23 protein-coding genes are annotated in these 24,428 nt (G+C 63.1%); 15 read left to right on the top strand and 8 right to left on the bottom strand.

Annotated elements, in window-relative coordinates:
• Window positions 1-2 precede the first annotated feature (2 nt).
• The 4 genes from CH281_RS05410 to CH281_RS05395 all read right to left on the bottom strand — a co-directional run bounded on the left by CH281_RS05410 (window position 3) and on the right by CH281_RS05395 (window position 4,052).
• Window positions 3-788, bottom strand: a complete 786-nt coding sequence (locus CH281_RS05410) for an amino acid ABC transporter permease (RefSeq protein WP_094693289.1) — start codon at window positions 786-788, stop codon at window positions 3-5.
• A gap of 14 nt (window positions 789-802) precedes the next feature.
• Complete coding sequence (locus tag CH281_RS05405; RefSeq protein WP_256983365.1) at window positions 803-1,651, bottom strand: ABC transporter substrate-binding protein; 849 nt, start codon at window positions 1,649-1,651, stop codon at window positions 803-805.
• A 170-nt stretch (window positions 1,652-1,821) separates the two neighbouring features.
• The gene (locus CH281_RS05400; protein WP_057473982.1) at window positions 1,822-2,499 is read right to left on the bottom strand and encodes a TetR/AcrR family transcriptional regulator; all 678 of its coding nucleotides are present in this window, start codon (window positions 2,497-2,499) and stop codon (window positions 1,822-1,824) included.
• A gap of 101 nt (window positions 2,500-2,600) precedes the next feature.
• A complete protein-coding gene (locus tag CH281_RS05395; RefSeq protein WP_094693285.1) occupies window positions 2,601-4,052 on the bottom strand; it encodes an APC family permease in 1,452 nt (483 codons plus the stop codon).
• 100 nt (window positions 4,053-4,152) lie between these two features.
• Here CH281_RS05395 and CH281_RS05390 point away from each other — a divergent pair, with 100 nt between their 5' ends.
• Window positions 4,153-4,755, top strand: a complete 603-nt coding sequence (locus tag CH281_RS05390) for a TetR/AcrR family transcriptional regulator (protein ID WP_053068793.1) — start codon at window positions 4,153-4,155, stop codon at window positions 4,753-4,755.
• A 1-nt stretch (window position 4,756) separates the two neighbouring features.
• On the opposite strand, the gene CH281_RS05385 is transcribed toward CH281_RS05390, so the two are convergent.
• Window positions 4,757-5,431 carry a TetR/AcrR family transcriptional regulator gene (locus CH281_RS05385; RefSeq protein ID WP_094693283.1) on the bottom strand — a complete coding sequence of 225 codons (675 nt, stop codon included), beginning with the start codon at window positions 5,429-5,431 and terminating at the stop codon, window positions 4,757-4,759.
• A 156-nt stretch (window positions 5,432-5,587) separates the two neighbouring features.
• On the opposite strand from CH281_RS05385, the gene CH281_RS05380 reads away from it, so the two are divergent.
• From CH281_RS05380 to CH281_RS05355, 6 genes are all read left to right on the top strand, one after another.
• Window positions 5,588-6,028, top strand: coding sequence for a DUF3237 family protein (locus tag CH281_RS05380; RefSeq protein ID WP_053068792.1), 441 nt, complete (start codon window positions 5,588-5,590; stop codon window positions 6,026-6,028).
• Between the two features lie 77 nt (window positions 6,029-6,105).
• A complete protein-coding gene (locus CH281_RS05375; RefSeq protein ID WP_218829772.1) occupies window positions 6,106-7,635 on the top strand; it encodes an ABC transporter substrate-binding protein in 1,530 nt (509 codons plus the stop codon).
• Window positions 7,636-7,797: 162 nt separating this feature from the next.
• Window positions 7,798-8,817 carry an ABC transporter permease gene (locus CH281_RS05370; protein WP_094693279.1) on the top strand — a complete coding sequence of 340 codons (1,020 nt, stop codon included), beginning with the start codon at window positions 7,798-7,800 and terminating at the stop codon, window positions 8,815-8,817.
• Window positions 8,810-10,489, top strand: a complete 1,680-nt coding sequence (locus CH281_RS05365; RefSeq protein WP_094693277.1) for a dipeptide/oligopeptide/nickel ABC transporter permease/ATP-binding protein — start codon at window positions 8,810-8,812, stop codon at window positions 10,487-10,489. Before CH281_RS05370 ends, CH281_RS05365 begins: the two co-directional genes overlap by 8 nt.
• A complete protein-coding gene (locus tag CH281_RS05360; RefSeq protein ID WP_094693275.1) occupies window positions 10,486-11,331 on the top strand; it encodes an ABC transporter ATP-binding protein in 846 nt (281 codons plus the stop codon). The genes CH281_RS05365 and CH281_RS05360 overlap by 4 nt, the downstream gene beginning before the upstream one ends.
• Window positions 11,328-12,773 (top strand): amidase, encoded by a 1,446-nt coding sequence (locus CH281_RS05355; RefSeq protein ID WP_094693273.1) that lies wholly within the window; start codon window positions 11,328-11,330, stop codon window positions 12,771-12,773. The genes CH281_RS05360 and CH281_RS05355 overlap by 4 nt, the downstream gene beginning before the upstream one ends.
• Window positions 12,774-12,794: 21 nt before the next feature.
• On the opposite strand, the gene CH281_RS05350 is transcribed toward CH281_RS05355, so the two are convergent.
• On the bottom strand, window positions 12,795-13,490 hold the full coding sequence (locus tag CH281_RS05350; RefSeq protein WP_048319550.1) for an SDR family NAD(P)-dependent oxidoreductase: 696 nt from the start codon (window positions 13,488-13,490) through the stop codon (window positions 12,795-12,797).
• A gap of 101 nt (window positions 13,491-13,591) precedes the next feature.
• Here CH281_RS05350 and CH281_RS05345 point away from each other — a divergent pair, with 101 nt between their 5' ends.
• Window positions 13,592-14,467, top strand: a complete 876-nt coding sequence (locus CH281_RS05345; protein WP_057473849.1) for a helix-turn-helix transcriptional regulator — start codon at window positions 13,592-13,594, stop codon at window positions 14,465-14,467.
• A gap of 31 nt (window positions 14,468-14,498) precedes the next feature.
• On the opposite strand, the gene CH281_RS05340 is transcribed toward CH281_RS05345, so the two are convergent.
• Together CH281_RS05340 and CH281_RS05335 are read right to left on the bottom strand one after the other, a co-directional pair.
• Window positions 14,499-15,824 carry an alpha/beta hydrolase gene (locus CH281_RS05340; protein ID WP_143544762.1) on the bottom strand — a complete coding sequence of 442 codons (1,326 nt, stop codon included), beginning with the start codon at window positions 15,822-15,824 and terminating at the stop codon, window positions 14,499-14,501.
• Between the two features lie 60 nt (window positions 15,825-15,884).
• A complete protein-coding gene (locus CH281_RS05335; protein WP_094693271.1) occupies window positions 15,885-16,373 on the bottom strand; it encodes a nucleoside deaminase in 489 nt (162 codons plus the stop codon).
• A gap of 167 nt (window positions 16,374-16,540) precedes the next feature.
• On the opposite strand from CH281_RS05335, the gene CH281_RS05330 reads away from it, so the two are divergent.
• From CH281_RS05330 to CH281_RS05300, 7 genes are all read left to right on the top strand, one after another.
• Complete coding sequence (locus CH281_RS05330) at window positions 16,541-17,140, top strand: sulfite oxidase-like oxidoreductase (protein WP_032393238.1); 600 nt, start codon at window positions 16,541-16,543, stop codon at window positions 17,138-17,140.
• Window position 17,141: 1 nt separating this feature from the next.
• Window positions 17,142-17,894, top strand: coding sequence for a ferredoxin reductase (locus CH281_RS05325; protein ID WP_057473845.1), 753 nt, complete (start codon window positions 17,142-17,144; stop codon window positions 17,892-17,894).
• A gap of 234 nt (window positions 17,895-18,128) precedes the next feature.
• Window positions 18,129-19,433 (top strand): MFS transporter, encoded by a 1,305-nt coding sequence (locus CH281_RS05320; RefSeq protein ID WP_082519264.1) that lies wholly within the window; start codon window positions 18,129-18,131, stop codon window positions 19,431-19,433.
• Between the two features lie 231 nt (window positions 19,434-19,664).
• Window positions 19,665-20,813: a metal-dependent hydrolase family protein gene (locus CH281_RS05315; RefSeq protein ID WP_235580014.1), complete on the top strand. Its 1,149-nt coding sequence runs from the start codon at window positions 19,665-19,667 to the stop codon at window positions 20,811-20,813.
• Complete coding sequence (locus tag CH281_RS05310; RefSeq protein WP_057473843.1) at window positions 20,810-21,673, top strand: alpha/beta hydrolase; 864 nt, start codon at window positions 20,810-20,812, stop codon at window positions 21,671-21,673. Before CH281_RS05315 ends, CH281_RS05310 begins: the two co-directional genes overlap by 4 nt.
• A gap of 60 nt (window positions 21,674-21,733) precedes the next feature.
• Entirely contained in the window at window positions 21,734-22,972 is a 1,239-nt protein-coding gene (locus tag CH281_RS05305; protein ID WP_048319541.1) for a PucR family transcriptional regulator, read from the top strand.
• A 148-nt stretch (window positions 22,973-23,120) separates the two neighbouring features.
• Entirely contained in the window at window positions 23,121-24,428 is a 1,308-nt protein-coding gene (locus tag CH281_RS05300) for an NAD(P)/FAD-dependent oxidoreductase (RefSeq protein WP_057473979.1), read from the top strand.

Genomic DNA, 24,428 nt, shown 5'->3' with positions numbered 1-24,428 from the left:
CGTCATTCGTGGGCAGGTTGAGAGGCGGCTACCGAGCGCCGCGCCCCCAACAGGCGTTGGGTGATTCGTACCGGCTGTTCGATGCCCACCTGACGGGCCAGCCGGTTCTCGATGGCCGACTGAATGACCGTCCAGACCGTGGTAAGTGCCAGATAGTAGATAGCAACCACGATGAAGATCTCGAACGTGTGAAACGTTGCAGAGCTTATGGATTGGGTGACCTGAAACATCTCGCTCACCCCGATGACGCTCAGTATCGACGTGGTTTTCATCATTCCGTTGAAGGAATTGCCCAAGGGCGGAACCATGACCCGCAGCGATTGCGGCACAATGATCCACCGCATGAGCTTGCCCGGTCGCATTCCGAGGGAAGCGGCAGCCTCGAACTGCCCCTTGGGAACAGCATCGAGTCCGGCGCGAACGATCTCCGCGATGTAGGCGCTCTCGTTGATCATCAATCCGAGGATCGCAGCTTGCACGGCCGCCTTCACCGAAAGCCCCAGTAGCGACACATCATCGAACTGATAGAGACCGACGGCCGCGAAGCCTGTGTAGATCAGCACCAGCTGAACCAGCAACGGAGTTCCACGGATGGCCCAGATGTAGACGCCTGCAACCCAGCGCACCGCAGCGATACGAGATCGTCGCATGAGGGCAATCGCCAGCCCGGTGATGATGGCCAATATCATTGCCACCACGGAGATCGCGATGGTCAATACGAGTCCGTCGAGGAAGCGATCGGTCGGAGTGAACAAGCTCTGCCAAAAGAATTGCCAATCGAACTGCATGTCGTCGACCGCCGCTATTCCTGGATGCTCAGGTCGCCCTGGCCCCATTGGTCGATGATGCTCTTGTATGTACCGTCGGCCTCGAGCGCACTCAACGACTCTGCGATGGCATCGTGCAGTTCGTCATTCCCTTTCAGCGTTGCAGCACCGATCTTGATGGTGCCGAACGGTTTTCCTGCGGTCTGTATCTGTGCCCCGGTCTTGGTCTCGTAGTAGCCGAGTGTCTCGGCGGCGTCCATGTAGGCGTCCATCTGCCCGTTCTGCACCTGCTGAATCGATACGTCCGGCTTGTTGTTGCGGTTGATGTCCACCGAGGGCTTGCCTTCGGTCACGCACGTGTCGGACTGCTCCTGCGCCAGTGCCTCGGCGGTGGTTCCGACGGCAACCATGACTTTCTTGCCGCACAGACTGTCGTCCAGACCTGTCACGTCGGCGGGGTCCTTCTCGCTGACCGCAATTCCGGTACCGGAGTACAGATACGGCACGAAATCGACGATCGCTTCGCGCTCGGGTTTGATGTAGAGCGCGGCCATGATCACGTCACACTGTTTTGCCTGCAGTGTCGGAATCAGGGCGGGGAATCCGGCCTGCACGAACTGGGTCTTCAATCCCATCTGCGCCGCAAGGGCTTTGGCCAGATCGACTTCGCTGCCGACCAACTCGCCGCCCTCGTCGAAGTAGACGCTGGGCGGGGCGCCGTCGTTTGCGGCGCACACCTTCAAGGTGCCGGCTTCCTGCAGGGCGGGCGGAGCCACCTTCGGTGGGCCCGAGGGGGCATTCGCCTCTGCCGAATCCGACGACGAACAGCCTGTGGCCAGCAGGGCAACGACACCGGCGCCGACGAAAAATGCGGTCTTGAACACGGTTCTTCCTCCAGATCGGGCGGGAACGAGAACTCTTGCCACCTGTCGTCTATCACTCGATAGGTGGTGACTATCAAACGATAGGCCGACTCTGTGTCAACCGGGATACGAATTGTGTCGATTGCGCGAAATCGGTCGGCTAACGATGCAGAAACGGCGGGCTGGTGCGGTCAGCCGACCGTTGCGCCCTCGAGGTCATCCAGCCGACGACGCGTCGTTTCACGTACCGCGGACAGCGCGGCCGGGTCCACCAGTACTGCGCGCAACACGAAATCGCCCGCCTGCAGCGGACGCGCGTGGCGGACGGGCCCATTGGGCCCCCCTTGCTCGCGCACCGTCTCGAACAGCACTCCGTTCACCGCTCGCTGCACGAAACTCGGCTCCACATCGACGAATTCACCAGTTTTCTGTCCGCCGATGATCAGCTGCTCCATCAACTCGTGGAACAGAGCTATGCCCTGGCGCTCGGCTTCGAACTCCGGTTGCGTCAGAACAGCATCTTGATACAGACCGCGCGAGTCGAAAGTTTGCAACAGCGACACCCGCACGTCCCCGGCTACTGTCAGGTGCAGCTTCTCCGCCCACGAGCTGTCCTCTGCCAACCGGCACTGCAAGCGGTGGATCGCAGCCCCGAGGTCCATCTCCACCAGTGCCCGAAAGACTGCGTGCTTGGCCTCGAAATGATGAAAGAGCGACGGCTGGCGAATGTGCACCGCCTCGGCGATGTCACGCGTGGAAGTACCGAAGTAACCGCGCTGCGCGAACAACGAAGCCGCCGCCAACAGGATTTTTCCACGCGTGGACGACCAATCCACCGAGCTGGGCTGCCAGTCGCCTCCGTACGTCACCCGGTTCACCTTTGCCTCGAACACCGCGCACGTCAAACTCGGGGAGGTCGGCATCGCGGAGCCGGGCGAGCGTCAGCGGAGTCGAGCGCCGGCCACAGCAGTCACACCCGGTCGTCGTCCGCGGCGTCGAGCAGCAGCAGGTGGGTAGCACCGCGCGAGCGGAGGTATCCAAAGTAGTAGGCGTAGCCGGCGGCGACGACCCCGAGTGCGATGCCCAGACTCAACCACTGCTCCGGATCCATCACACCGATGACGACGACACCGACGATCACGGCCAGCGCGACCAGTGCAGGCAACGGCCACAACGGCATTCGGAACAACTCCGGATGCTCCACGCCACGCTGTCGACGAACGACGAGAGCCGACAGTGCGATGAAGGCGAAGCCGACGACAACTGTGGATCCCGTCGCGTTGACCAGCAGGGTCATCGGCATGAGGCAGCAGGCACCCGAGATCACACCCATCACGATCGTTGCCACCCGCGGCATGCTGACGGAGCCGGAGACACGCGAGAGGGGCGTGGCCAACACAGCAGGCAGTGCCTGATCACGGGCAGCGGCGAACAACAACCGACCGGCCTGCAACCCGAGAGCAATATTGGCGTTGAGGATGGCCAAAGCCATTGTCAGCAATACGAATACGGCTACTGCATGACCTGCACGTTGCTCGAGGAACTCCTGGACCGGCAGATCGGAACCGACGAGGCCCTCGATCGAGTCCGCTCCCAACATCACCGACACGAGAGGGACCAGCTCGACCACCACGGTGATCAAGGCGGAATACAACACCGCCCGTGCCACGTTTCGACGCGGGTTCTTGGTCTCCTCAGCGAAGTACACCGCGCCGCCGTATCCGAACTGCGACAGCACTCCCTGCGTGACGACGAGTACAAGGCCGGCGATCCCGATGGGGGCAAGAGCCCCGCTCGAGTCCAGCGCCTGCGGGTTCAGCAGATCGGTGACCGGGCGTTCGATATGTACCAATCCCAATGCGGTGAGCAATACCAACGATGCCATCTCGACGAACAGAAACGACCCGGTCACCCACGCGTTGGTACGAATGTTCAAGCAGGCCACCACTGTTGCGATCAGGGTGACGACCAGGGCTGTGACGAGTGGGTCGACGCCGGAGATCGCGACTCCGAGGTAGTCGGCGACGCCGAGGGCGAAGATGGCCTGCGCCAGAGGAAGACCGACGAGCCCCAGGAAGAAGACTGCAACCCCGGATGCGGGTCCGAGCGTTCGACTGACCATCGCGTAGTCACCACCGGCGACGGGGTGCCGCGAACCGAGCTCGGCATAACACAGCGCTATGAGCAAGCTGATGATGCCGCCGATCAGGAAGCCCCAGAACACCCCGGTGCCGTAGGCCGTCAGTGCCGCTCCGCCGAGGATGAACACGCTCGCTGCAGGTGAGATCGACGAGAGGGTGAGCATGACGTTGCCGCTGACGCCCAGCGAACGCGCCAGTTCCCTGTCGTAGGTGCCAGAAACGCCGAGCGGCGGACTGGAGCGTGCATCGGCGGCAACCGGAGAATTGGGGATTTCGGGCATGACACGGCCTGCTTCCTGGAGTGTGAAGCCGAGATATTCTTTGACTCAAGTGTCAAAGAATTCTTAGGAGATTGGCACGCGCGCTCGGTACTGTCAACAGGTGGCACGCCAGCGGAACCAGATGGCCAGGCGCAATGCGCTGATCGAAGCGACGTATGCAGCGGGTCGCGAGCACGGGCTGCGCGCGTTGTCGTTGACCGACGTCGCCAAGGAAGCCGGCTTGACCCGTGGTGCCGTGCTCTACTACTACGACGACCTGGACTCGCTGCTGGTCGAGGCTCATGCCGCCGGTGTCTCGCGGTTCTGCGACGAGCGCGACGAACTGGTGGCGGCGACACAGGACCCGCGTCGACAACTGGACATCGCCATCGACGCCGGCTTACCGACAGGGCCCGACGATGCTCTGATGCGGCTACTGTTCGAGCTCGACGTACTCGCCGGCAGCTCTGCGCTGCACGAAAAGCTGGTGCAGGAACTCGACCGACGTCAGGCCGCGACGTACCGGAACATCATCGCTACGGGCGAGCGTGCGGGAGTGTTCACTCCGACCCCGAGCGGCGACCTCGTGGCGACGACGATGGTCGCCCTCGAGGACGGATACGGCCTGCACATCGTGGCCGATCACATCACGACTCACGACGTAGCGGCCGACGGAATGCGTGCAGTTGCAGCGCAACTGGGATGTCCGACGATCCGGGGCTGACCTACTCGCGGCCCTTCGCGGCAAGCGCCTGCAGCGCGTCGAGGTACATCTCGACCTGCTTGGCGAACACCTCTTCGTAATTCATCAGTGCCAGTTCGGCTTTGGCTTGCTCCGCATACGGAAACTTCTCGGGATGCTTCGGGGCGTACACCTGCACCCACCCGTCCTCCTTTTCACGCGGGTCCGACGCACTGAGCCGAGCACCCTCGGCACTGGCCGAACCGAGAACCAGATTCGCGAAGACCTGATACTGGATCACGGCGGCACGGCCTCGCAGACCTGCCATGTGCATCGCCCGCAACACCCACTCGACGGCCCGTAATTCGTTCGGGCCGTTGGTGACAAGGGAGAACGTTGCGGCGGCGGCTGCCGGGTGCGCAGTCGTGGTTCGCCACGCGCGCCAGGCAAGATCTTCGAGATCCGCACGCCAGTCGTCGGTCGGCTCGTAGCCGTCCAGAGACAGCTCGTCGAGATGATCGGCCACCGCGATGAGGAGGTCGTAACGACTCGCGAAATGTCGGTACACCGCAGTCGGGGACGACTTCAGCTCGTCACCCAAGCGCGAGAACTTCAGCGCCAGCTCGCCCTCTGTGTCCAGGATCGTCAGCGCTGCGGCAACAATTTCCTCCTGCGACAGCGATCCCCTCTTGCGGCGCTTGCGCACGTCCGAACTCATCGGCACATCCCTTCGCGTCCGACGCGTCGAGCGCGTCCAGACGTGTTTCCGTCTTGTTCCGACGACATTTCTTTTAGTGAATGCCATTGACTATTGCCTTGACTATGACCATAGTCACTGCAACACCAAACGATACGACCCGAGATTGGACGAGCCATGGACGCCCCCACGGCACCGGAGCTGCGATTCACATTCCGCATCGTCGCCGACACCGGCCCCTATCTACCTCTCGAACAACGAGCCGCCGAGCTGCTCGAGTTCATTCCCATCACCGGCGGAACCATGGAAGGAGATGTTTCGGGAACGATCATCCCCGGCGGTGGAGACTGGTGCCTGACTCGCGCAGACGATGCATACCAGGTCGAAGCGCGATACCTGATTCGTACCGATCAGGACGACATCGTCGACGTGGTCAACCTCGGGATAGTCCGCCACCTCCCCGGTGAGTCCGGCGAAGAGATGGGCTACTTCCAGTCCACCCCCCGATTTCGGACGACGTCACCGCGACTTCAGTGGCTCACGCGTTCGGTGTTCGTGGGGCGCGCGACATCCGACGCAACCGGCACCACGATCGACGTCTTCGAAGTTCTGGCCTGATCACTCATCTCACCGCCGCACGCGTGTTCGCACGCATCCGCCCGAGAGGCACCCAGATGTCAACACGACATACTCGCATGATTGCGATCGCATTCACCGCCGCATGCGCGCTCTTCACGACGGCCTGTGTCGGCGGGAGCAATCCTGCATCCGCAGACACGATTCGGACGACGATCGATCCGCCGTCGACGTTCGACCCCACCAAAACACTGTCGCTTCCCGACAATCTGCTCGCACGCACGTCCTACGACACACTGGTCCGCCGAGACGACGGCGGCTTGATTGCCGGTCTGGCAACCGACTGGACGGCGACACCGACCCAAGCGGCGCTCACCATCCGCAAGGGCGCAACCTGTTCCGACGGAACCGCAATCACTCCGGGGGTCGTCAAGAATTCGCTCGACTACTTCGCGCGTCCGGACTCCGGCTCGACCGTCCCCGGTCAGGTCTTCGGCGGAACACCGCCGACGATCACCGCGGACGACAACGCCGGGACGGTCGTCATCGACCTCGGCGCGCCCTGGCCCGACCTGATGATCGGATTGAGCATCTCTTCGACTGGAATCATCTGTCCCGCTGGACTTGCCGATCCGGACGGACTCGGTGGCGGCACCGTGAAGGGCAGCGAGTCGGGACCGTACGTTCTGGACTCGTTCCAGCCGGGAGTGAAGTACACCTTCCGATTGCGTGAGAACTACGACGGCTGGCCTGCGTGGGCGACACCGGTAGACGGCACGCCCGCAAAGACTTTGGAGTACTTCGTATCTCAGGACTCCACCGCGACAGCGAATCTGGTGATGAGCGAACAGCTCGACATAGCCAAGATTCAAGCCACGACGATGGAACGCTTCGACGGCATGGACGGGTACAAGGTATCGGTCGATCGTTTTTCGGACTTCTACCTCGTGTTCAACGAACGCCCCAGCAGTGTTCTCGCCGACCCCGCCCTCCGACGGGGCGTCGCACAGGCGATCGATCGCAGCATGCTCGAAAAGGTGACGTCCGCAGGAACGGGTGAGATCGCGACCTCGCTCGCCTCGAACCTGACCCCCTGCGTTCCCACCGCAGACACCACGTTTCCCGAGCAGGACGCCGACGCTGCCTCGAAGGCCCTCGACGGTCTGAACATCCGCTTCATCGGCCCGTCCATTGCCGGTCCCGCCGGTGCCGGCAACGAGTACATTGCCGAGGCGTTGCGGGCTGCGGGCGCTCAGGTCACGATTCAGAACACCGACGTCGGAAGCTGGATCGGCACGGTCTTCGGTGAGCCGGACGCGTGGGACCTCACGTTGTTCGCGGACCTCAACTTCCTCGGTTCGCTGACCAGTCCGTTGGGCAGCTTCGTCGGACCGACGATCCAGGAGGGCGGTGGAAACGTCGGCGGGGTAACGAACGACGCCGCGGACGAAGCCTTCGCCGCCTCACTGACTGCATCCTCGCCGGAGGAACGCTGCAGCTACCTCAACAGTGCGGTCTCGGCACTGGTCGACGATGTCGATGCACTCCCACTGATCAACGACGCCTTCATCTACGTCCAGCGCCCCGGCTTCACCGTGCAGATGCGCGGCGGCTCGCTCGACGACCCGATCTTTCGCATCACCGGATGAGCCCCTCCCGCGAACCGAACCCTCAGGAGCAGACATGACCGACCGATGGCACTCCGCGTCCGCTCGGACGACCCGCGACCACGTCGTGGTCGACCCTCTTGCACCGACGTTCCGTTGGCAGAACGAGCGTGTGCCCCTGGTCCACAGAGCAGGGAACCGCTGATGTCCATAGCCGAACAGACTCTCCCGACCGGCGCGCCCGCGCTCGGATTCGGACGTCGAATCGCACAGAACTCGTGGAGTGGCTTCGCGCTCCGCCGATTCGGGGGACTCGTTCTCTCCCTCGCATTGCTGGTCGTTCTCACCTTCCTCATCGTGCCGCTCATTCCCGGTGATCCTGCACTTGCGATTCTGGGCCCGGACGCGCGGCCGGACGCGATCGCGGCCGTGCACGAACGGCTTCATCTCGACCTTCCGCTGTGGAGTCAATTCGAGCTCTACATCAGAGGTCTGTTCTCGTTCGATCTCGGCGACAGCTTCCGGTATTCGACGCCTGTCGCGGAGACGATCGCGACGAAACTCCCGTACACAGCGACTCTGGCGTTCGGCTCGATTGCAGTGGTCATTCTCGTTGCGATTCCACTCGGCATGACGATCGGCGTCCTCACCCGCGGTGGACGCAGACCTGCACTCGCAACCGGGTTCGGATCTGTCGCAGGATTTTTCGCATCCTTCCCGGCCTATGTGGCGGGCACGATCCTGGTCATCGTCTTCGCCATCTGGCTTCGAGTTCTTCCTGCAGGTGGGGTGTCGTCCACCGGCTCCTTCATCCTTCCCATTGCCGCTCTCGCAACAGGTCCCGCTTTCGCGGTCGCACGAGTGGTCCGACAGGAAACTTTCGAGGTACTGCAGCAGGACTACGTTCGCACCGCCCGCGGCCGGCGCATCTCCTCGGCCCGTCTGTACCTGCGCCATGCGTTGCCGAACCTGATGGCGTCGACGCTGACGCTCACGGGCCTGATCCTCGCCGGACTCCTCGGCGGAGCAGTCATCATCGAAACCGTTTTCAGCCTGCCCGGGCTCGGTTTGGAGGTGGTACAGGCGATCATCTACCGCGACTATCCGGTGATTCAAGGCATCGTCCTGACCATCGGAACCATCGCGATCGTCATCAACCTGGTGATCGACGTCCTCTTGGGTCTCATCGACCCCCGAACCCTGGGTGGGCCGACCAATGGCTGAAACACACCGCCGCATGCCGGCACCGCTGATCGCGGGCTTGGTCATGCTGGGAATCCTCGTCCTGACCGCCATCCTTGCGCCGGTCTTCCTCAGCAGCGCGGCCAACACGCTGACCACCGATACCCGCGCCACTCCCTCGGCGGAACACTGGTTCGGCACCGACGACCTCGGCCGCGACATTCTGGCCCGCTCTTTGGTCGCCGCTCGTCTGACACTGCTCATGGCTGCAGCCGCAACCGCGATGGCGGTAGTCGCGGGAGTGCTTGTCGGAGCGCTGGTCTGGCTTGCGCCGCGTCGGCTCCGGGAGGCGGTCCTCCGGATCATCGACTCCACCGTCGCCTTCCCGTCGATCATCCTGGCGCTGGTGATAGCCGCGATCCTCGGGCCTGCCACGTCGTCGGCGATCATCGCGATCGGCGTTGCCGGTATTCCAGGCTTCGCCCGAATCACTTCGAACATGACCGCGTCGGTTGCGCAGAAAGATTTCGTCGGAACGGCTCGACTGTTGGGCGTACCGGGTTGGATGCTGTTCGTTCGACACTTGCTGCCCAACATCGGCGGTCCGCTGCTCGTACTGATCGCGTCGAGTTTTGCGCTGTCGCTGCTCGATATCTCGAGCCTGTCTTTCGTCGGACTCGGTGTGCAGAGCCCCGACTACGACTGGGGCCGATTGCTCAACGAGGGCCTTCCTGCGATCTATTCACAGCCCATGGCCGTCGCCGCACCCGCCGCGATGCTGATCTTCGCCGGAGTCGCAGCGATGCTGACCGGTGACGGTCTGGCCGCGCGCATCGATCCGTGGGGACGTCAGCCCCGGTTGGTGCGCAAGCCGCGGCCGACCGAAGCTCTTTCCCTTTCCCCCGACTCCTTGGTCGAAGTTCGCGATCTGAAGGTCACGGCCGCGAACGGCAAACAGCTCGTGAAGGGTATCGATTTCGACATCGCGCCCGGGGAAATTCTCGGTTTGGTCGGCGAATCGGGTTCCGGCAAGTCGATGACGGCGATGAGCCTGGCTCGATTGCACCCGGAGAGTGTTGCGGTGGACGTCGGTCTCATGCGACTGGGCGAGCTCGATCTCCGCTCCTGCAAGCAGCAGAGCCGCTTGGCCAAGGAGATCGGGCTGGTCTACCAGGACCCGGGCTCGACCTTCAATCCTGCTCTCCGGCTGGGTGTTCAGCTCACCGAGGTCGCGAGAGTGCACCTCGGGATGTCTCGCGCGAAGGCGAACGCGACCCTGGTGGAGGCACTACGGGGCATGCGGATCAAGAAGCCCGAGGAACGAATGACCCAGCATCCCTATCAACTGTCGGGAGGAATGCTGCAACGAGCCATCATTGCTTCGTCAATCGTCACCAACCCCAAGCTCATCATCGCCGATGAACCCACGACGGCACTCGACGTCACCGTCCAGGCAGAAGTTCTACGCCAACTCAAGCAGATCAACAGCAGCGAGGGCACCGCCATCCTGTTCATCTCGCACGACATCGGCGTGGTCGAGGCCTTCTGCGATCGAGTTCTGGTGATGCAGCAGGGCGAGATCGTCGAACGGCTCACGGGTGCACAGCTTGCCGCTCGGGACGTGCAGCATCCGTACACCACAGCACTCCTGGCCGCGACGCCGACGATCGCACTGCCCACCCCCGCCCTTGCTGCCGAGGAGGTCTCCCAATGACCACGAGCGACAACCCCATTCTCGAGGTGCACGGACTCGATGTCACGCTCGGACAGCGATCGAAGGCGACGAAGATCCTGAACGGGATCGACCTGACCCTCCAACGTGGGTCGACGGTCGCTCTCGTCGGCGAATCGGGATCCGGCAAATCCACGATTGCCAAGACCGTCATCGGAATTCATCGAGCCGATCGAGGATCGATCCGATTCGCCGGGACCGAGTTGGTCGGTGCGAGTCGCCGAACCCGTCGATCTGTGCGGCGTCGGATTCAGCTCGTTCCGCAGAACCCGTACTCGTCTCTCGATCCACGCCGAACCATCGGACAAACACTGGCCGAGGCAATCGATCCGGTACTGGCACGGGTCGGGCCGAATCGCGAGCGCATCTCCTCCCTACTTGCCATGGTGGCCCTCGACGACTCGGCCATCACCCGGTACCCACACGAGTTCTCGGGCGGCCAGCGCCAACGGATCGCGATCGCCCGTGCACTTGCCACCGATCCCGAGGTGGTGATCGCCGACGAAATCACGTCGGCTCTCGACGTCTCGACGCAGGCCGAGATTCTCGATCTACTCGCCCGATTGCGTCAGGAACTGCAGCTGACCGTGCTCTTCATCTCGCACAACCTTGCCGTCGTCAGCCAGATCTGCGACGACATCGTCGTGCTGCTGGGCGGCGACGTAGTCGAATCCGGCTCGGTGCAGCAGGTATTCGCCGATCCGCAGTCCGAATACACACGCACACTGATCGATTCGGTCCCCGGCGGCCCGGCCTTCGGCCTCGCCCTCGCGGCACCTGCACCACTCGGCTCCCCGTCCCACTCCACAGGAGGCACAGCATGACTCAGGCACACCGCGTTCTCTGGACGCTCGGCGCCCGCGAGATAGCACGACTCGTTCGAACTCGCGCAGTGACCGCACGCGAGGTGATCGACGCGCACCTGGACCGCATCGCCGAGGTCAACGGTCACCTCGGCGCTCTCACCGTCGTATTCCACGACCGCGCACGCGCACTCGCCGACACCATCGATCGCCGAATCGCCGACGGTGAGGATGTCGGTGAGCTCGCCGGGGTACCGATCTCCGTGAAGGAGAACATCGACCTGACGTGGTCTGCGTCGACGCAAGGCTGGACCTTCCTCGCGGATGCGATTCCGACGTCGGATTCGACAATGGTCCGACGGCTGATGGAAGCAGGCGCGATCCCGATCGGCCGGGGAAACATGCCCGACACCGGATTGCGTTGGGACACCGACAACGAACTCTTCGGGCGGACCTACAACCCCTGGGATCGTGACCGAGTCGCCGGCGGCTCCAGCGGCGGAGACAGCGTCGCCGTGGCAACCGGCATGTCCGTCATCGGACTCGGCAACGACTACGGCGGATCTCTACGATTGCCGGCCTACGCTGCCGGTATCTGCGCACTGCGACCGTCGGCGGGCCGAGTGCCGGCACCCTCACCCATCGAGGCCTGGCCCCTGACGGAACAGTTCTTCGCAGTGAACGGACCGATCGCTCGCCGGGTCGACGACCTGGACACCGCCTTCTCGCTGATGCACGGGTCGGACGGCCTGGATCCGATGGCGTCCTCGATTCCTCACCCGACCACCTACGACGGCGTACGTCGCGTCGCCGTCACGCGCGATCCCGCCGGCTGGGGTGTGGATCCGCAAGTGGCCGAAGCAATCTCGGTAGCTGCCGATGCTCTGGCCGCTGCGGGGTGGGAGGTCGTCGAGGCCGAGGCACCCATGATCGAGGAAGCTGCAGTGCTGTGGCGTCGACTCTCGGTCACCGAGTTCGTCGGCAATTTCCAACCCGACAGCGGTGCCGAGCCCCTCGGCGCGGGCGCAACGCAGTATTTCCTCGACAACTCCTCGGAGACCGAGGTCTACGAGTCGATCGCCGAGTACAAGGCTGCGTGGGGTCAGCGTGTGCTGATTTCGGCAGCGTGGGAGAGGTTTCACGCCGAGTACCCGATCGTGTTGGGCCCGGTCTCGGCGCGGCGGATGACTGCCGTCGGCTACGACTTGTCCGGTCCCGAAGCGACCACGCAACTGTGGCGTGATCACCGGTTACTGGTGACGGTCAACCTCCTCGGCCTGCCCTCGGTCGCCGTGCCCACCGGGCTTGACTCGGACGGCATCCCGTCCGGCGTTCAGCTGATCGCTCCGCGCAACGGCGACCACATCGCACTCGCGGCGGCCCGAGCCGTCGAGCAGAGCGTCGGAACGTTCACTCCGCTGAAGAAGCCGGCGGGGATGGACCTGCAGAACGTGACCGGCTGACTCCGACTGCCACGGAACAGGTCACCAGCTGACGGTTCCGTGGCGGTCGATGAACCGCCCGGATCCGTGGCCGGGCCCTTCGGTGGCGAGCTGCACGATGGCGTCGGTCCCCTCGGTGACGGTCTGCGGCCCGCTGTTTCCGTTGAATTCGGTTGCGGTGTAGCCCGGATCGGCGGCATTGATGCGAATGTCGCTCAGGCCCTTGGCATACTGCGTCGTCAACATCGTGACAGCCGACTTCGACGCGGTGTAGGCCGGAGCAATCACGCTGGATTCGACGCGAGACGGATCGTGTGTCGCCGCGAACGAACCCATTCCACTGCTGACATTGACGATGACGGGATCGGTGGAGCGGCGCAGTAGCGGAAGGAATGCTGTTGTGGTGCGGACGATTCCGAGGACGTTGACATCGAGTACCGACTGCACATCCTCGGCGGTCAGTTCTTCGATGGCGCTGTGCGGTCCGGGAATGCCCGCGTTGTTGATCAGTACGTCGACAACCCCCTCCTGCCGTTCCACGTCCGCCGCTGCCGATGCGACGGATTCGGCATCGGTGACGTCGATCCGAACGAACCGAGCACCCAACGCTGCTGCGGCATTCCTACCCCGCTCGGCGTCACGTGCTCCGAGGATCACGGTGTGGCCCTGATCGATCAGTCGGCGCGCGGTTTCGTAACCGAGGCCCTTGTTTGCTCCGGTGATGAATGTGATGGTCATGCCCCCAGTGTTCAGGTCGACCGGCGCGTGTTCCAGGCACGCCTGGACGGTAGGACAATCGGTACCACCCTCACACCCGCTCGAAGAGTGACAATGGAGTCGTGACCTCGACAACGGACGGACTCGGCGCGACGATCAGATCGTGGCGTGATCGACTCTCACCCGATGCTGTCGGACTGACGACCGGACGCTCTCGACGGGCCACGGGGCTCCGACGCGAGGACCTCGCCGATCTCGCGGGCATTTCCGTGGACTACGTAGTGCGGCTCGAACAGGGACGAGCGACGACACCGTCGGTGCAGGTGGTGTCGTCCGTGGCGCGGGCTCTCCAGCTGACTCTTCCCGAGCGAGACCATCTCTACCGCTTGGCCGGCCACATTCCGCCGGCCGACGGGACTATTTCCGACCACATCCCGCCTGGGGTCAGGCGGGTTGTCGGCCGACTCGACGAGGGTGCGGTTGCCGTCTTCGCCGCCGATTGGCAACTGCTCTGGTGGAACCGGAGTTGGGCCGCGCTGGTCGGTGATCCGTCGTCCGTCTCACCCTCGAAGCGAAACTTCGCTCGTGACTGTTTCCCTGTCGGCACGGATGCACCCGGAATGTCCGCATGGCCGGTGACGCCGTCCGGCGGCGACGGGTCGGTCCGCGCAGCAGTCGTATCGGACCTTCGGCGGGCCACCGGGCGGTTTCCCCGAGACTCGAGACTGAGGGGTCTGATCGAAGAATTACGCACCGGCAGTCCAGAATTCGAGTCTCTGTGGTCGGTCGGTGCTGTCGGTTCACATCGCGAGGATCACAAAGTGGTCCACCATCCGACCGTCGGACCGATCACCGTCGACTGCGACGTACTCACCGACGGAGACGCGGAGCTGAAAATCGTCATCATGACAGCCGCCCCCGGATCGGAGGACGACACGAAACTCCGGTTGGCCGCCGTTTCCGGGTCCGTCGACCAGCTGCGGTTGCCAGTGCAGTAGCGGCCAGTCGAGTGCGTCAGCGACTGCTCTGCTATCCGACGATGCCGCGGAGGAACTCGATCCTGAGCCGGTTGTACTCGTCGGTCCACTGCGAGCCCGTGGTCATGAATGCATGCTCGAGGGTCCCCTCGTTCTTGCTGTACAGATTCAAGCGATTGGCAACGCCCATTCTGTCCAGCTTCGCGCTCAGTTCGGCCGCCTGATCGGGGAACGTGCCGGTGTTTCCGTCGGCGATGAAGCTCGGCGGGAAGTCGGAGGTGGCGTTCTCCGTGACGTTTGCGCGCGCCAGCCAATCGGCATCGGTGGTGTCGAGGTAGCTGCGTGCACCGATGTCGTACAGAAAGCCGTTCGACGGACTCGGAGATTGCGGTGAGCCGGCCCTCCCCACATCGAGGACTGCACTGTCGAACACCAAGGCCTTGAGAGCGCTTCGATCCATCGTGGGTTCGATGCCCAGCGCCCGTGCGTAGTCGGGGTTGGTCCGAACATTGGCGTAGCTACCCACGATCTGACCACCCGCGCTGCTTCCGGCGAGCACGACGCGGCTCATGTCCAAGCCGTATCGGTCGGCGTTCGTTTCCAAGAACTGCAGAGCCTCACCCAGCTGGATCGTCTGTGTGGGAAAACGGTATTCCGGTGCGAAGGCATAATTCACCGACACCAGGTTGAAACCGGCGTCGAGTACGGGGCCCGCCCCCGACGCGAAGTACGGGTCGTCCGCGCCGAGTTCGGAATCACCGTCGGCCTTGTCCCCCGCTATCCATCCCCCGCCGTGCACCATGACGTACGTGGGACGGCTGACCGACGGATCGTTGTCGGCGATGTAGATGTCGAGAAACGAATTGGGAAGCGTCGAGCCGTATTCGATGTCACTGGTGCGACCTGCCCCGTTCACTACCGACGTCGCTGTCGGCGCGGCAGAAACGAAGGAATTACTCTGCCCCAACGAGTGCAGCGCTCGAACCAGCGGCGCCGGACTGGCGGCCGTAGTGATCGTCACTGCGGAAACCACCAACGCAATCGAGGCAGCGAGGCCGGCCGGTACGGCGAGAACCACCCGGCGAGTGCCATCCGAGGAGCCCGCCCACGCCGATCCGAGCAGAAAGAACCCGAGCGCAGTCCCCGCGGTTGCGCTCACGACCCACAGCGCGTGAAAGGGCGTCACCAACCAGGCGACCTGAGCGACCACGGTCACTGCACCGAGCGAAATTCCTACGGCTACATGCTTTCTGGCATCGGACGCGACGAGACAGGTGGCCACGACGGCCACCACGATGACCCACAATCCCACCGCGAACTGCTGACGGATCAGAAGACACTGGAGCCACGCGAGTGCAACACCGATACCACCGGTCATCACGAGTGCCGATGTCGACGTTCTCGTTCGCCGGCCTTCGAAAATTTTGCTCACCCTTAGCTACGCCGTGGACGTGTGACGTTGCCTGTGCAGGTCACGGACAGCGTCGCTGAACTCGGCGACCGGCCCGTCGACCACTGCTCCCGGCACGACCTGCGTGATGGTGAGCGGCGTGATCGCGAGCGGCGCAGCATCGAATTCTTCCAGCCACGTGAGCAATTGGGCTGTCGAGGTGGCGTAGACGATACGTCCGAGCCCGACAATTCCGTGGCTCGCCGCGCACATCGCACAGTGCTCACCGGAGGTGTATACCGTCGACGATCGTCGCTCACTGGGGTTCAGATTGGTCGCAGCCCACCGTGACAGAGCGATCTCGGGGTGCTGGGTGGGATCGTGTCGATCGCCGACGCGATTGCGATCTTCCGCAAGCACTTCACCGCTGCCCGACACCAGCACCGAACCGAACGGATCGTTGCCCGTACTCACTGCGGCTGCCGCCAGATCCACAGCACGCGCCAGAAATGCACGGTCGTCGGCGGAAATACTCATGCCGCACCACATGGTGCGTCGACGATAGAAGTGTCCACACCTCGACCGTACCGGTACGAAGCACGGCGAACTCCGCATCGATCCCACGTGCTCCCGCCGAAGCGCAGGTAGCCGACACCGTCACCCGACTTGTCAGACTCGCGACAACGAGCGCACAATTCTTCACCATGGCACTGATCTCGAAGGGCTTCGTGGGCCGACGGCGCGGCGACGACGGGCGCACTCCCCCCGGTCAGTATCTGACCAAGGATTTTCCCGTCCTCGCGATCGGGCCTGCGCCCGTGGTCGCGACCGACACGTGGTCGTTCTCGGTCACCACCGAACGGGGCGACACTCGCAGTTGGACCTGGGACGAATTCGCGGCACTTCCGCACGAGACTCCGACCGTCGACATTCACTGCGTCACCAAGTGGTCGAAGCTCGACACCACGTGGAAGGGCGTGAGCCTGGACGTTCTGCTGGACGGTCTCGACACCGATGCCAGGTACGTCGTGGTGCACGGCTTCGACGGTTACACCACCAATCTCCCCCTCGAGGATCTCAGGGACGGGAAGGCCTGGCTGGTCACCGAGTTCGACGGCGCTCCCCTGGCTCGCGAACACGGCGGTCCGGCACGGCTTCTCGTTCCGCATCTGTACTTCTGGAAATCGGCCAAGTGGATCTCACGCATCGAGCTCACCCTGGAGAACGAACAAGGTTTCTGGGAGCGTGGTGGGTACCACGACTACGGAGACCCGTGGCGCGAGCAGCGCTACCAGGGCGACTGACGTGACTTCGGCGGCTGGGGCGAAACCCTGGCTCGTTGCCACGGCTGCGGCCGTGCGGCGTGAGACACCCACCGCGTCCACCCTTGTTCTCGACGTCGACGGTTGGCCCGGCCATCTCGCCGGGCAGCACGTGGACGTCAAGCTCACCGCCGAGGACGGCTACAGCGCACAGCGCAGCTACTCCTTGGCCTCGGCACCCGACGGCACGTCGCGTATCGAGATCGCCGTGCAGAACGTCGCGGACGGTGAGGTGTCGCCCTACTTGGTCGAGTCCGTCGAGGTCGGCGATCGCATCGAAATCCGCGGGCCGGTGGGTCGATGGTTCGTCTGGCGGCCGTCCCAACCGTCGGAGACCCCGTCTCCGCCGATTCTGTTGGTGGGTGGTGGTTCCGGCATCGTCCCGCTCCGCGCCATGGTTCGCGCGCAGGCGTCTGCGACGGGCGGGCGGGTGCCCTTCCGAGTGTTGTACTCCGTGCGCGAACCAGCAGAGGTGTACTTCGCGGACGAGTGGGCTCACCCTCCGGCGGGAGTGGACGTCACGATGATCCACACGCGGCGTGCTCCTGCCGGCAGCACACGGCCCCTCGGTCGAATCACGTTGGAAGACATCGACGCTCACGGATGGCCGGCGGAATTCGAGCCGCGCTGCTACATCTGCGGGCCCACGAGCTTCGTCGACACGGTGGCGGACATGCTGGTAGCGCGGGGTCACTCGGCTGGGAACATTCGAACAGAGCGTTTCGGACCGAGCTGACGCCGACTGTCGCCATCCCCGCGCAGATTCGTATGCGACACGTGCCGCGGTTTCACCCGGCTACCGTGAACAAATGACGATGTCGCAGCCCAGGTTGCCTGCCATAGGCTTTCCTCGTGTCGAACCGACCTCGTGAGTTCGACTGTGTAGCAACGGTTTTCTCACGTGCATTCCAGGATACTTCGGAGTTCCGCCGTCGTTGCACGATGTCCACCTACCACCGAAGGAACTGCGATGACCGGTGCAGCCGATGTTCCCGTCAAGACCCCGGCAGAAGGGTCGACAGCACTGTCGCTCACTCGTCGGAAAGCATTGATTGCCGGTGCAACAGGAAATATCGTCGAATGGTTCGATTTCACCATCTACGGATTCAGCGCGGTTGTTCTCGCGACAGTGTTCTTTCCGGCGGAATTCGGGAGTGGCGCACTGCTGGCCACCTTTGCCCTGTACGGAGTCGCCTTCTTGGCCAGACCAGCAGGTGGAGTCTTCTTCGGAAGACTCGGTGACCGATTCGGTCGACGGGGATCGCTCTCACTGGCCATCACTCTCATGGGGTGCTCGACGGCCGCAATAGGCCTGCTTCCCACGTACGCATCGATCGGTGCCGCTGCACCGCTGTTGTTGCTGGTCTGCAGATTGGTACAGGGATTTTCGGCGGGAGGCGAATACACCGGAGCAGCTACGTTTGTCGTCGAACATGCGCCGTACCACCGTCGCGGCCTGTACGCGGGGATAATCGCCGGCTCGTCGTTCGTCGGAAGCATCTTCGCAACGGTGACGGTCCTGTCGTTCAATTCGGTTGGTGCAGAGTATTTCCTGAATGGCGGGTGGCGTTGGCCGTTCGTCATCGGCGGAATTGTCGCACTTGCGGGCCTGTTTCTGAGGCTTGCTGTCGAGGAAACTCCGGCTTTCACGGAAATGAAGGAAAAAGAATCTCTCCCGATTCGTCCTATGGCTGATCTGCTCCGCCATCACCGGCAGTCCCTGATCACCGCGTTCGTCTACTTCGCCGCGCTGGGCGTTGCCACTCACATGCTGATCGGCTACATGCCGACGTTCCTGGTTCATGCGGCTCGAGTCTCGAGCACGACTGCTCTGTTACTGACGTCGAGCGCACTGGTGGTGGCAGTTCCCCTGTACGTCTACTTCGGAGCCACGGTGGACCGAGTCGGCCGGCGGCCACTCGTCCGGATCGGCATGGTGTCGTCGATCTTCGTCGCGATACCGAGCTACCTACTCATCGGAACGGGAAACATCGTTGCGATCGCACTTGCGTTGCTGGCCCTGGTCATCGTCCAAGCTTTGCTGGCTTCCGCCCTTCTCGCGGTTCTGGAAATGATGCCCACACATGCACGATTCACGGGTACGGCACTCCCGTACAACGTGGCCTATGCACTCTTCGCCGGTACGGCACCGTTGGTGTGCGAGGCACTGGTGAACGCGACGGGCAACACCCTGTCACCGGCCTTCTACGCAACGGCGATCGCCGTGATCTCTCTGCCCGTCCTGTGGCGCGGAATACCGGAATCGAAGACGTAGACACGACGTTTGTCGATTGCAGGTCGCCGAAGTCGCATCGCACGGTCACTGTCGGTTCCGGCTACTAGACACCATGATGTATTCGACGGCCCAACATTACGCGCCGATGTCGGCGTGCCTCGGAGACATCGGTCGAGACGAAGACCGGGAGGTTGTGTGACGGAGACGTGGTACGCAGGAGGAAGAGTCGCGGACGGTTCCGGTAGAGAACCATCCGCTGTGGATGTGTGCGTGACGGATGGCATCATCACCGCGGTCGGCAGCGCTCCGGCGGGTGCGACGACTGTCGACCTGGACGGCAGACTACTGACCCCTGGCCTGATCGATGCACACGTCCACCTCGGCCTGTCCAGCCCTATCCGCGCGCAGTTCGGGTTCGAACTGTCTGCCGCAGAGGTTGCTGCCGACATTTTCACAACGGCGGGGTTCGCGCTCGACGCCGGATTCACGACCGTTCGTGATACCGGCGGCATCGACGGCGGCGTCGTGGGCGTTCTCGCCAAGGGCAAGGTACGTGGTCCACATGTCTTGTCGTGCGGACCCGTCCAATGCCAGGTGGGCGGGCACGGGTACTACGGTGCCGAGTGGGAACCGACGGCCATGTGGACGGACCATCACATCCCCGGACTGTGCGCGTTGTCGTTGATGTCGGGCAATGCCGACGAACTTCGGAAGAACGTTCGAGAAACGTTCCGCCGAGGTGCCACCTTCCTCAAGTTGTGTGTGACCGGCGGGGTGGTCGGCGGCCACGACCGGCTCTCCGATACTCAGTTCACCGTCGAGGAAATCGCAGTGGCCGTTGAGGAAGCATCTGCCCGCGGTACCTACGTCACGGTCCACGCGCACGGCAAAGAAGGCATCCGCAACGCGATACAGGCCGGCGCGCGCTGCATCGAACACGGAACCGACATCGACGAGCAGACAGCAGCTTCGATGAAGGAACACGACGTCGCCGTGGTCCCCACGTTCTCCGTCCTCGATCTGCTGTCCAACGACGAAGTGACGGACGTGAATCCGGTGACTGCGTCGAGGGCGGCCGGAATCCGCGAGCGCATGGAAGCCGCCCTCGCGATCGCTCGCGCGAGCGGTTTGAGAATCGGTCTCGGTTCCGACCTCATCGGCCCCAACCAGCAACGGAGAGGCGAAGAATTGCGCGTGCGATCCGAGCTGGAATCACCGATGCAGGCCTTGGTGTCTGCGACGAGCGTCAACGCGGACATTCTGGGCGTGGGCGACACCGTCGGAATGGTGCGCGTCGGAATGCGAGCCGACCTCGCGGTGTGGCAGCGCGATCCCTTCGAAGATCCCAGCGTCTTTGCAAATCCGGAAATGGCCGTTCTCGTAGTCAAGAGCGGTTCGACAGTAAAGGACATTCGATGAGCACGATATTGCACGGTTGCCTTCCCGACACCGAGTACATCCAAGTAACGTCCCGATCCGGGCTCGATTACGCGGTGTGGATCACCACACCTCCTGGATACGCCGAATCCACCGACACGGTGCCCCTGATCTATGTGTTAGATGGCAATTGGACAGTGGGTTTCACGGCACCGTTGATCGTCACGCAGAAGGATCCGTTTCTGAGTATCGCGCCTTACATCCAGATCACCGTCGGCTACGCCGGTCAGGAGGCGTCGGACTGGTCGCAGCTCCGCAACCGAGACCTCGTTCCGCCCGGAGAACCGATCGGCGACGACGTCGTAGCCGCGCTGGAGTCGGCTCGCGAAGCAGGCACGATGAGCCAGACGGACATCGATGCGTACATAGCGCAGATCTCGGACTGCAACGCAGGTGCCTTCCTCGACTTCCTCGTTCAGGAGCTGCACCCTCTACTGCAATCGCGCCTGCGCGTCAGCGAGTACGGTCACGGCCTGTTCGGGTACTCGTACGGTGGCCTCTTCGCGCTCTACGCGTGGCTTCGCGGCGGAACACCGTTCGCGACGGTCGGTGCGGGAACTCCAGGAATCAGCAGTGCCGAGAGCCAATTGTTCGAACTGATCCGCGCTCTTCCGGAGAGAGACGAGCGCGACCCTCGTCTCCACGTCACCCTGAACAAGGTCGAACTGTGGGGGGATGTCCCGGTCTACCGCGGTCTGGCTCGAAACGTCCTGCGCGCGCTCGAGGAATTGCGAGCCGAAGGACGCGCCGACGTCGTGTCGACCTCGATGCTCGACGAGACGCACGTGACCGGTGTACAGGCGTCGTTCTTGAGCTACCTGAAGGAGTGCCATGTCCGGTAATCGTGTGCAGTGGCTGCTCTAACATTTGGTGGAGCCCATCGACGTCGTGAGGAGGGTGTCATGCCCATCGACGATCTGCAGACGTTCGTCGACGACCTGGCCGCGCAGCTTCACCGCTCTGTGGCCATCGACGACCCCTCGATTCGCCTACTCGCAGCAAGTCGACATTTCGGCGACGAAGACTCGCTGAGAATCACCTCCATCCTGAACCGAGCGGTACCGGAGGAAGTCTCCCGCCCCCTGCTCGCTTCCGGCATCGGTACGTGGATCGAACCCGGCCTCGCCCAACCCGATGTGCCCGGGAGCCAGAAAAGGCTCTGTGTTCCTGTGCGGTGCAAGAGTCTTCTGTTGGGCTTTCTCTGGCTCATCGACTCCGCCGAGAATCCTCTCACCGCGTCCGATATCCAGAAGGCAGAGAACACCGCTATGCGAGCGGGAATCGTTCTGTACGAACGCCTTCTGGTCCGCGAGCGATCGAACGAGCGTCGCGCGGCAATTCTGCGTGACCTCGTCGACTCGGCCGACGACGTCAGGAAGCAGGCAGTCGAGGACGCGCTCGCCGAGCAAGTGATAGCGGAGCACACTGGCCACTATCAGGTCGTCGCAGCACAGCGCGAGAGTGCGAACCCTGCCGAAACATCGGACGACGTAGCAATGGAAGTGGCGATTCAGGAGGGGCTACAGGCTCTCCCGAGCGGCACCGGCTCGATCGCTGTGGAGAAATCGCGAATATGGTTGCTGCTCGCGACGACGGAACCGTTGACACCGCATCAGCTGGAGTCCGTCACCACGCGTGCGACTTCTCGTTTCCGGCAGCTGAGCGGAAACAACACTCGGTTCGTACTCGGCACCAGTGACGTCGTGAACGAACCTGGGCTGATATTTCGCGCCTATCGACACGCTCTCACGGCGGTTCGCGCCGCGCTGCTGGTCCCCTCGCTCGGCGACATGGCACGATGGGGCAATCTTGGCCCCTACGACACTCTCCTACGAATGTCCAACGACGACATCGCCAGTGCTGCACGCAATTCTCCGGTGTCGGTACTCGAGGCAGCGGACCGGCAGCACGTGTTCGTGAGCACGTTGAACACATTCTTCGACAACGCCTGCGATATTCGGCGAACAGCAGACCAGCTGTGCATTCATCGTGCGACCCTTTACCAACGACTCAAACGCATCGAGCAGATCACCGAGTGCAGTCTCGACAACGGCGATGATCGACTTACCTTGCATCTGGGATTGAAGTTGACGTCGCTGACTGCGGCCCGGGAAGCGTCGTCCGGGCGGGCGGTTCCGTGACCTCCGGCATGCGCTACACGAGATGCGCTGCGGGTGGCCGAAGTGTTCACAGATGTCGATAGCGTCGCCCGTCGGCTTCAGCAAAACTGTTGTTGTGCAACAAAACCACGTTCCGGACAACGACGCGACCGAATCATCTGGAGGAACGGTGCCCCGATCGACCGACGTGGTAGTCGTGGGAGCGGGGGTCATCGGCAACTCCATTGCCTACGAACTCTCTGCACGCGGATATCGAGTTCTGGTGGTCGACAAGGAAGGTGGGCCGGGATTCGGATCCACCAGCGCTTCCAGCGCGATCATTCGGTTCAACTATTCGACCTTCGACGGTATGGCTACGGCATGGGAGTCCGCTCAGTGTTGGAAGAACTGGCCGGAGCACCTGGGCAACTCGGCGTCGACCGACCTGGCCCGCTTCCACGAGTGCGGCATGGTGTTTCTCGATGTGGACCTGGCCCCGCGCGAGCGAACGGTCCGACTCTTCGACGAAATCGGCGTCGCATATGAACTCTGGGACTCGACGACTCTGAGCGATCGAGTCCCTGGAATCGATGTCGGCTCCTACTTTCCGCCGAAACCTGTTGACAGCGACGCTTTCTACGCAGATGCTGCTACCTCGCTCGGAGCGGTGTTCACGCCGCAGGCAGGCTTTGTCGACGACCCTCGACTCGCTGCGGCCAACCTGGGAGCTGCTGCGGCCTCTGCTGGGGCCCGATTTACCTTCCGGACACGGGTGGTTCGTATCGAGCAGCAGGTCTCCGAGAGGTGGATCGTGCACTTGGACAACGGAGATACCGTGGAAGCCCCGATAGTGGTCAATGCAGCCGGCCCCTGGTCGGGCGCACTCAACGCAATGGCGGGGGTAGGTAGCGATTTCACTGTGGACGTACGCCCCCTGCGGCAGGAGGTCCACCACGTCTCTGCACCGGAAGGCTACAACCAGGATGCACGTCTCGGACCCATGATCGCCGATCTGGACCTGGGCACGTACATGCGACCGGAGCGGGGCGGGGGCCTGTTGATCGGCGGTACCGAACCGGAATGCGACCCCCTGGAATGGATCGACGACCCCGACAGCGCCAACCCGAGCCGCACTGCCGCGCGCTTCCAGGCGCAGGTCACCAGAGCTGCTCGGCGTCTACCTCGATTGTCGGTCCCGTTCCAGCCCAAGGGAATTGCCGGCGTGTACGACGCCGCCTCGGATTGGACCCCGATCTACGACCGGACCGATCGGGCAGGCTTCTACGTTGCCATGGGCACCAGCGGGAATCAGTTCAAGAATGCACCCGTCGTCGGCCGAATGCTGACAACTCTGATCGAGAGGGTCGAGGCCGGACACGACCACGACGTCGACCCCGTCGTATACACGGGAACTCACACCGGGGTGAAGGTCGATCTCGGGTCCTTTTCTCGCCGAAGAGAATTCAACACCGAGTCGACCGGGACCGTCCTGGGTTAG

This window comes from Rhodococcus sp. 06-221-2, from assembly GCF_002258365.1.
Taxonomy (GTDB): Bacteria; Actinomycetota; Actinomycetes; order Mycobacteriales; family Mycobacteriaceae; genus Rhodococcoides; species Rhodococcoides fascians.
Note: the sequence above shows the minus strand (reverse complement) of the source record. Positions and strands in the feature narration are given on the sequence as shown.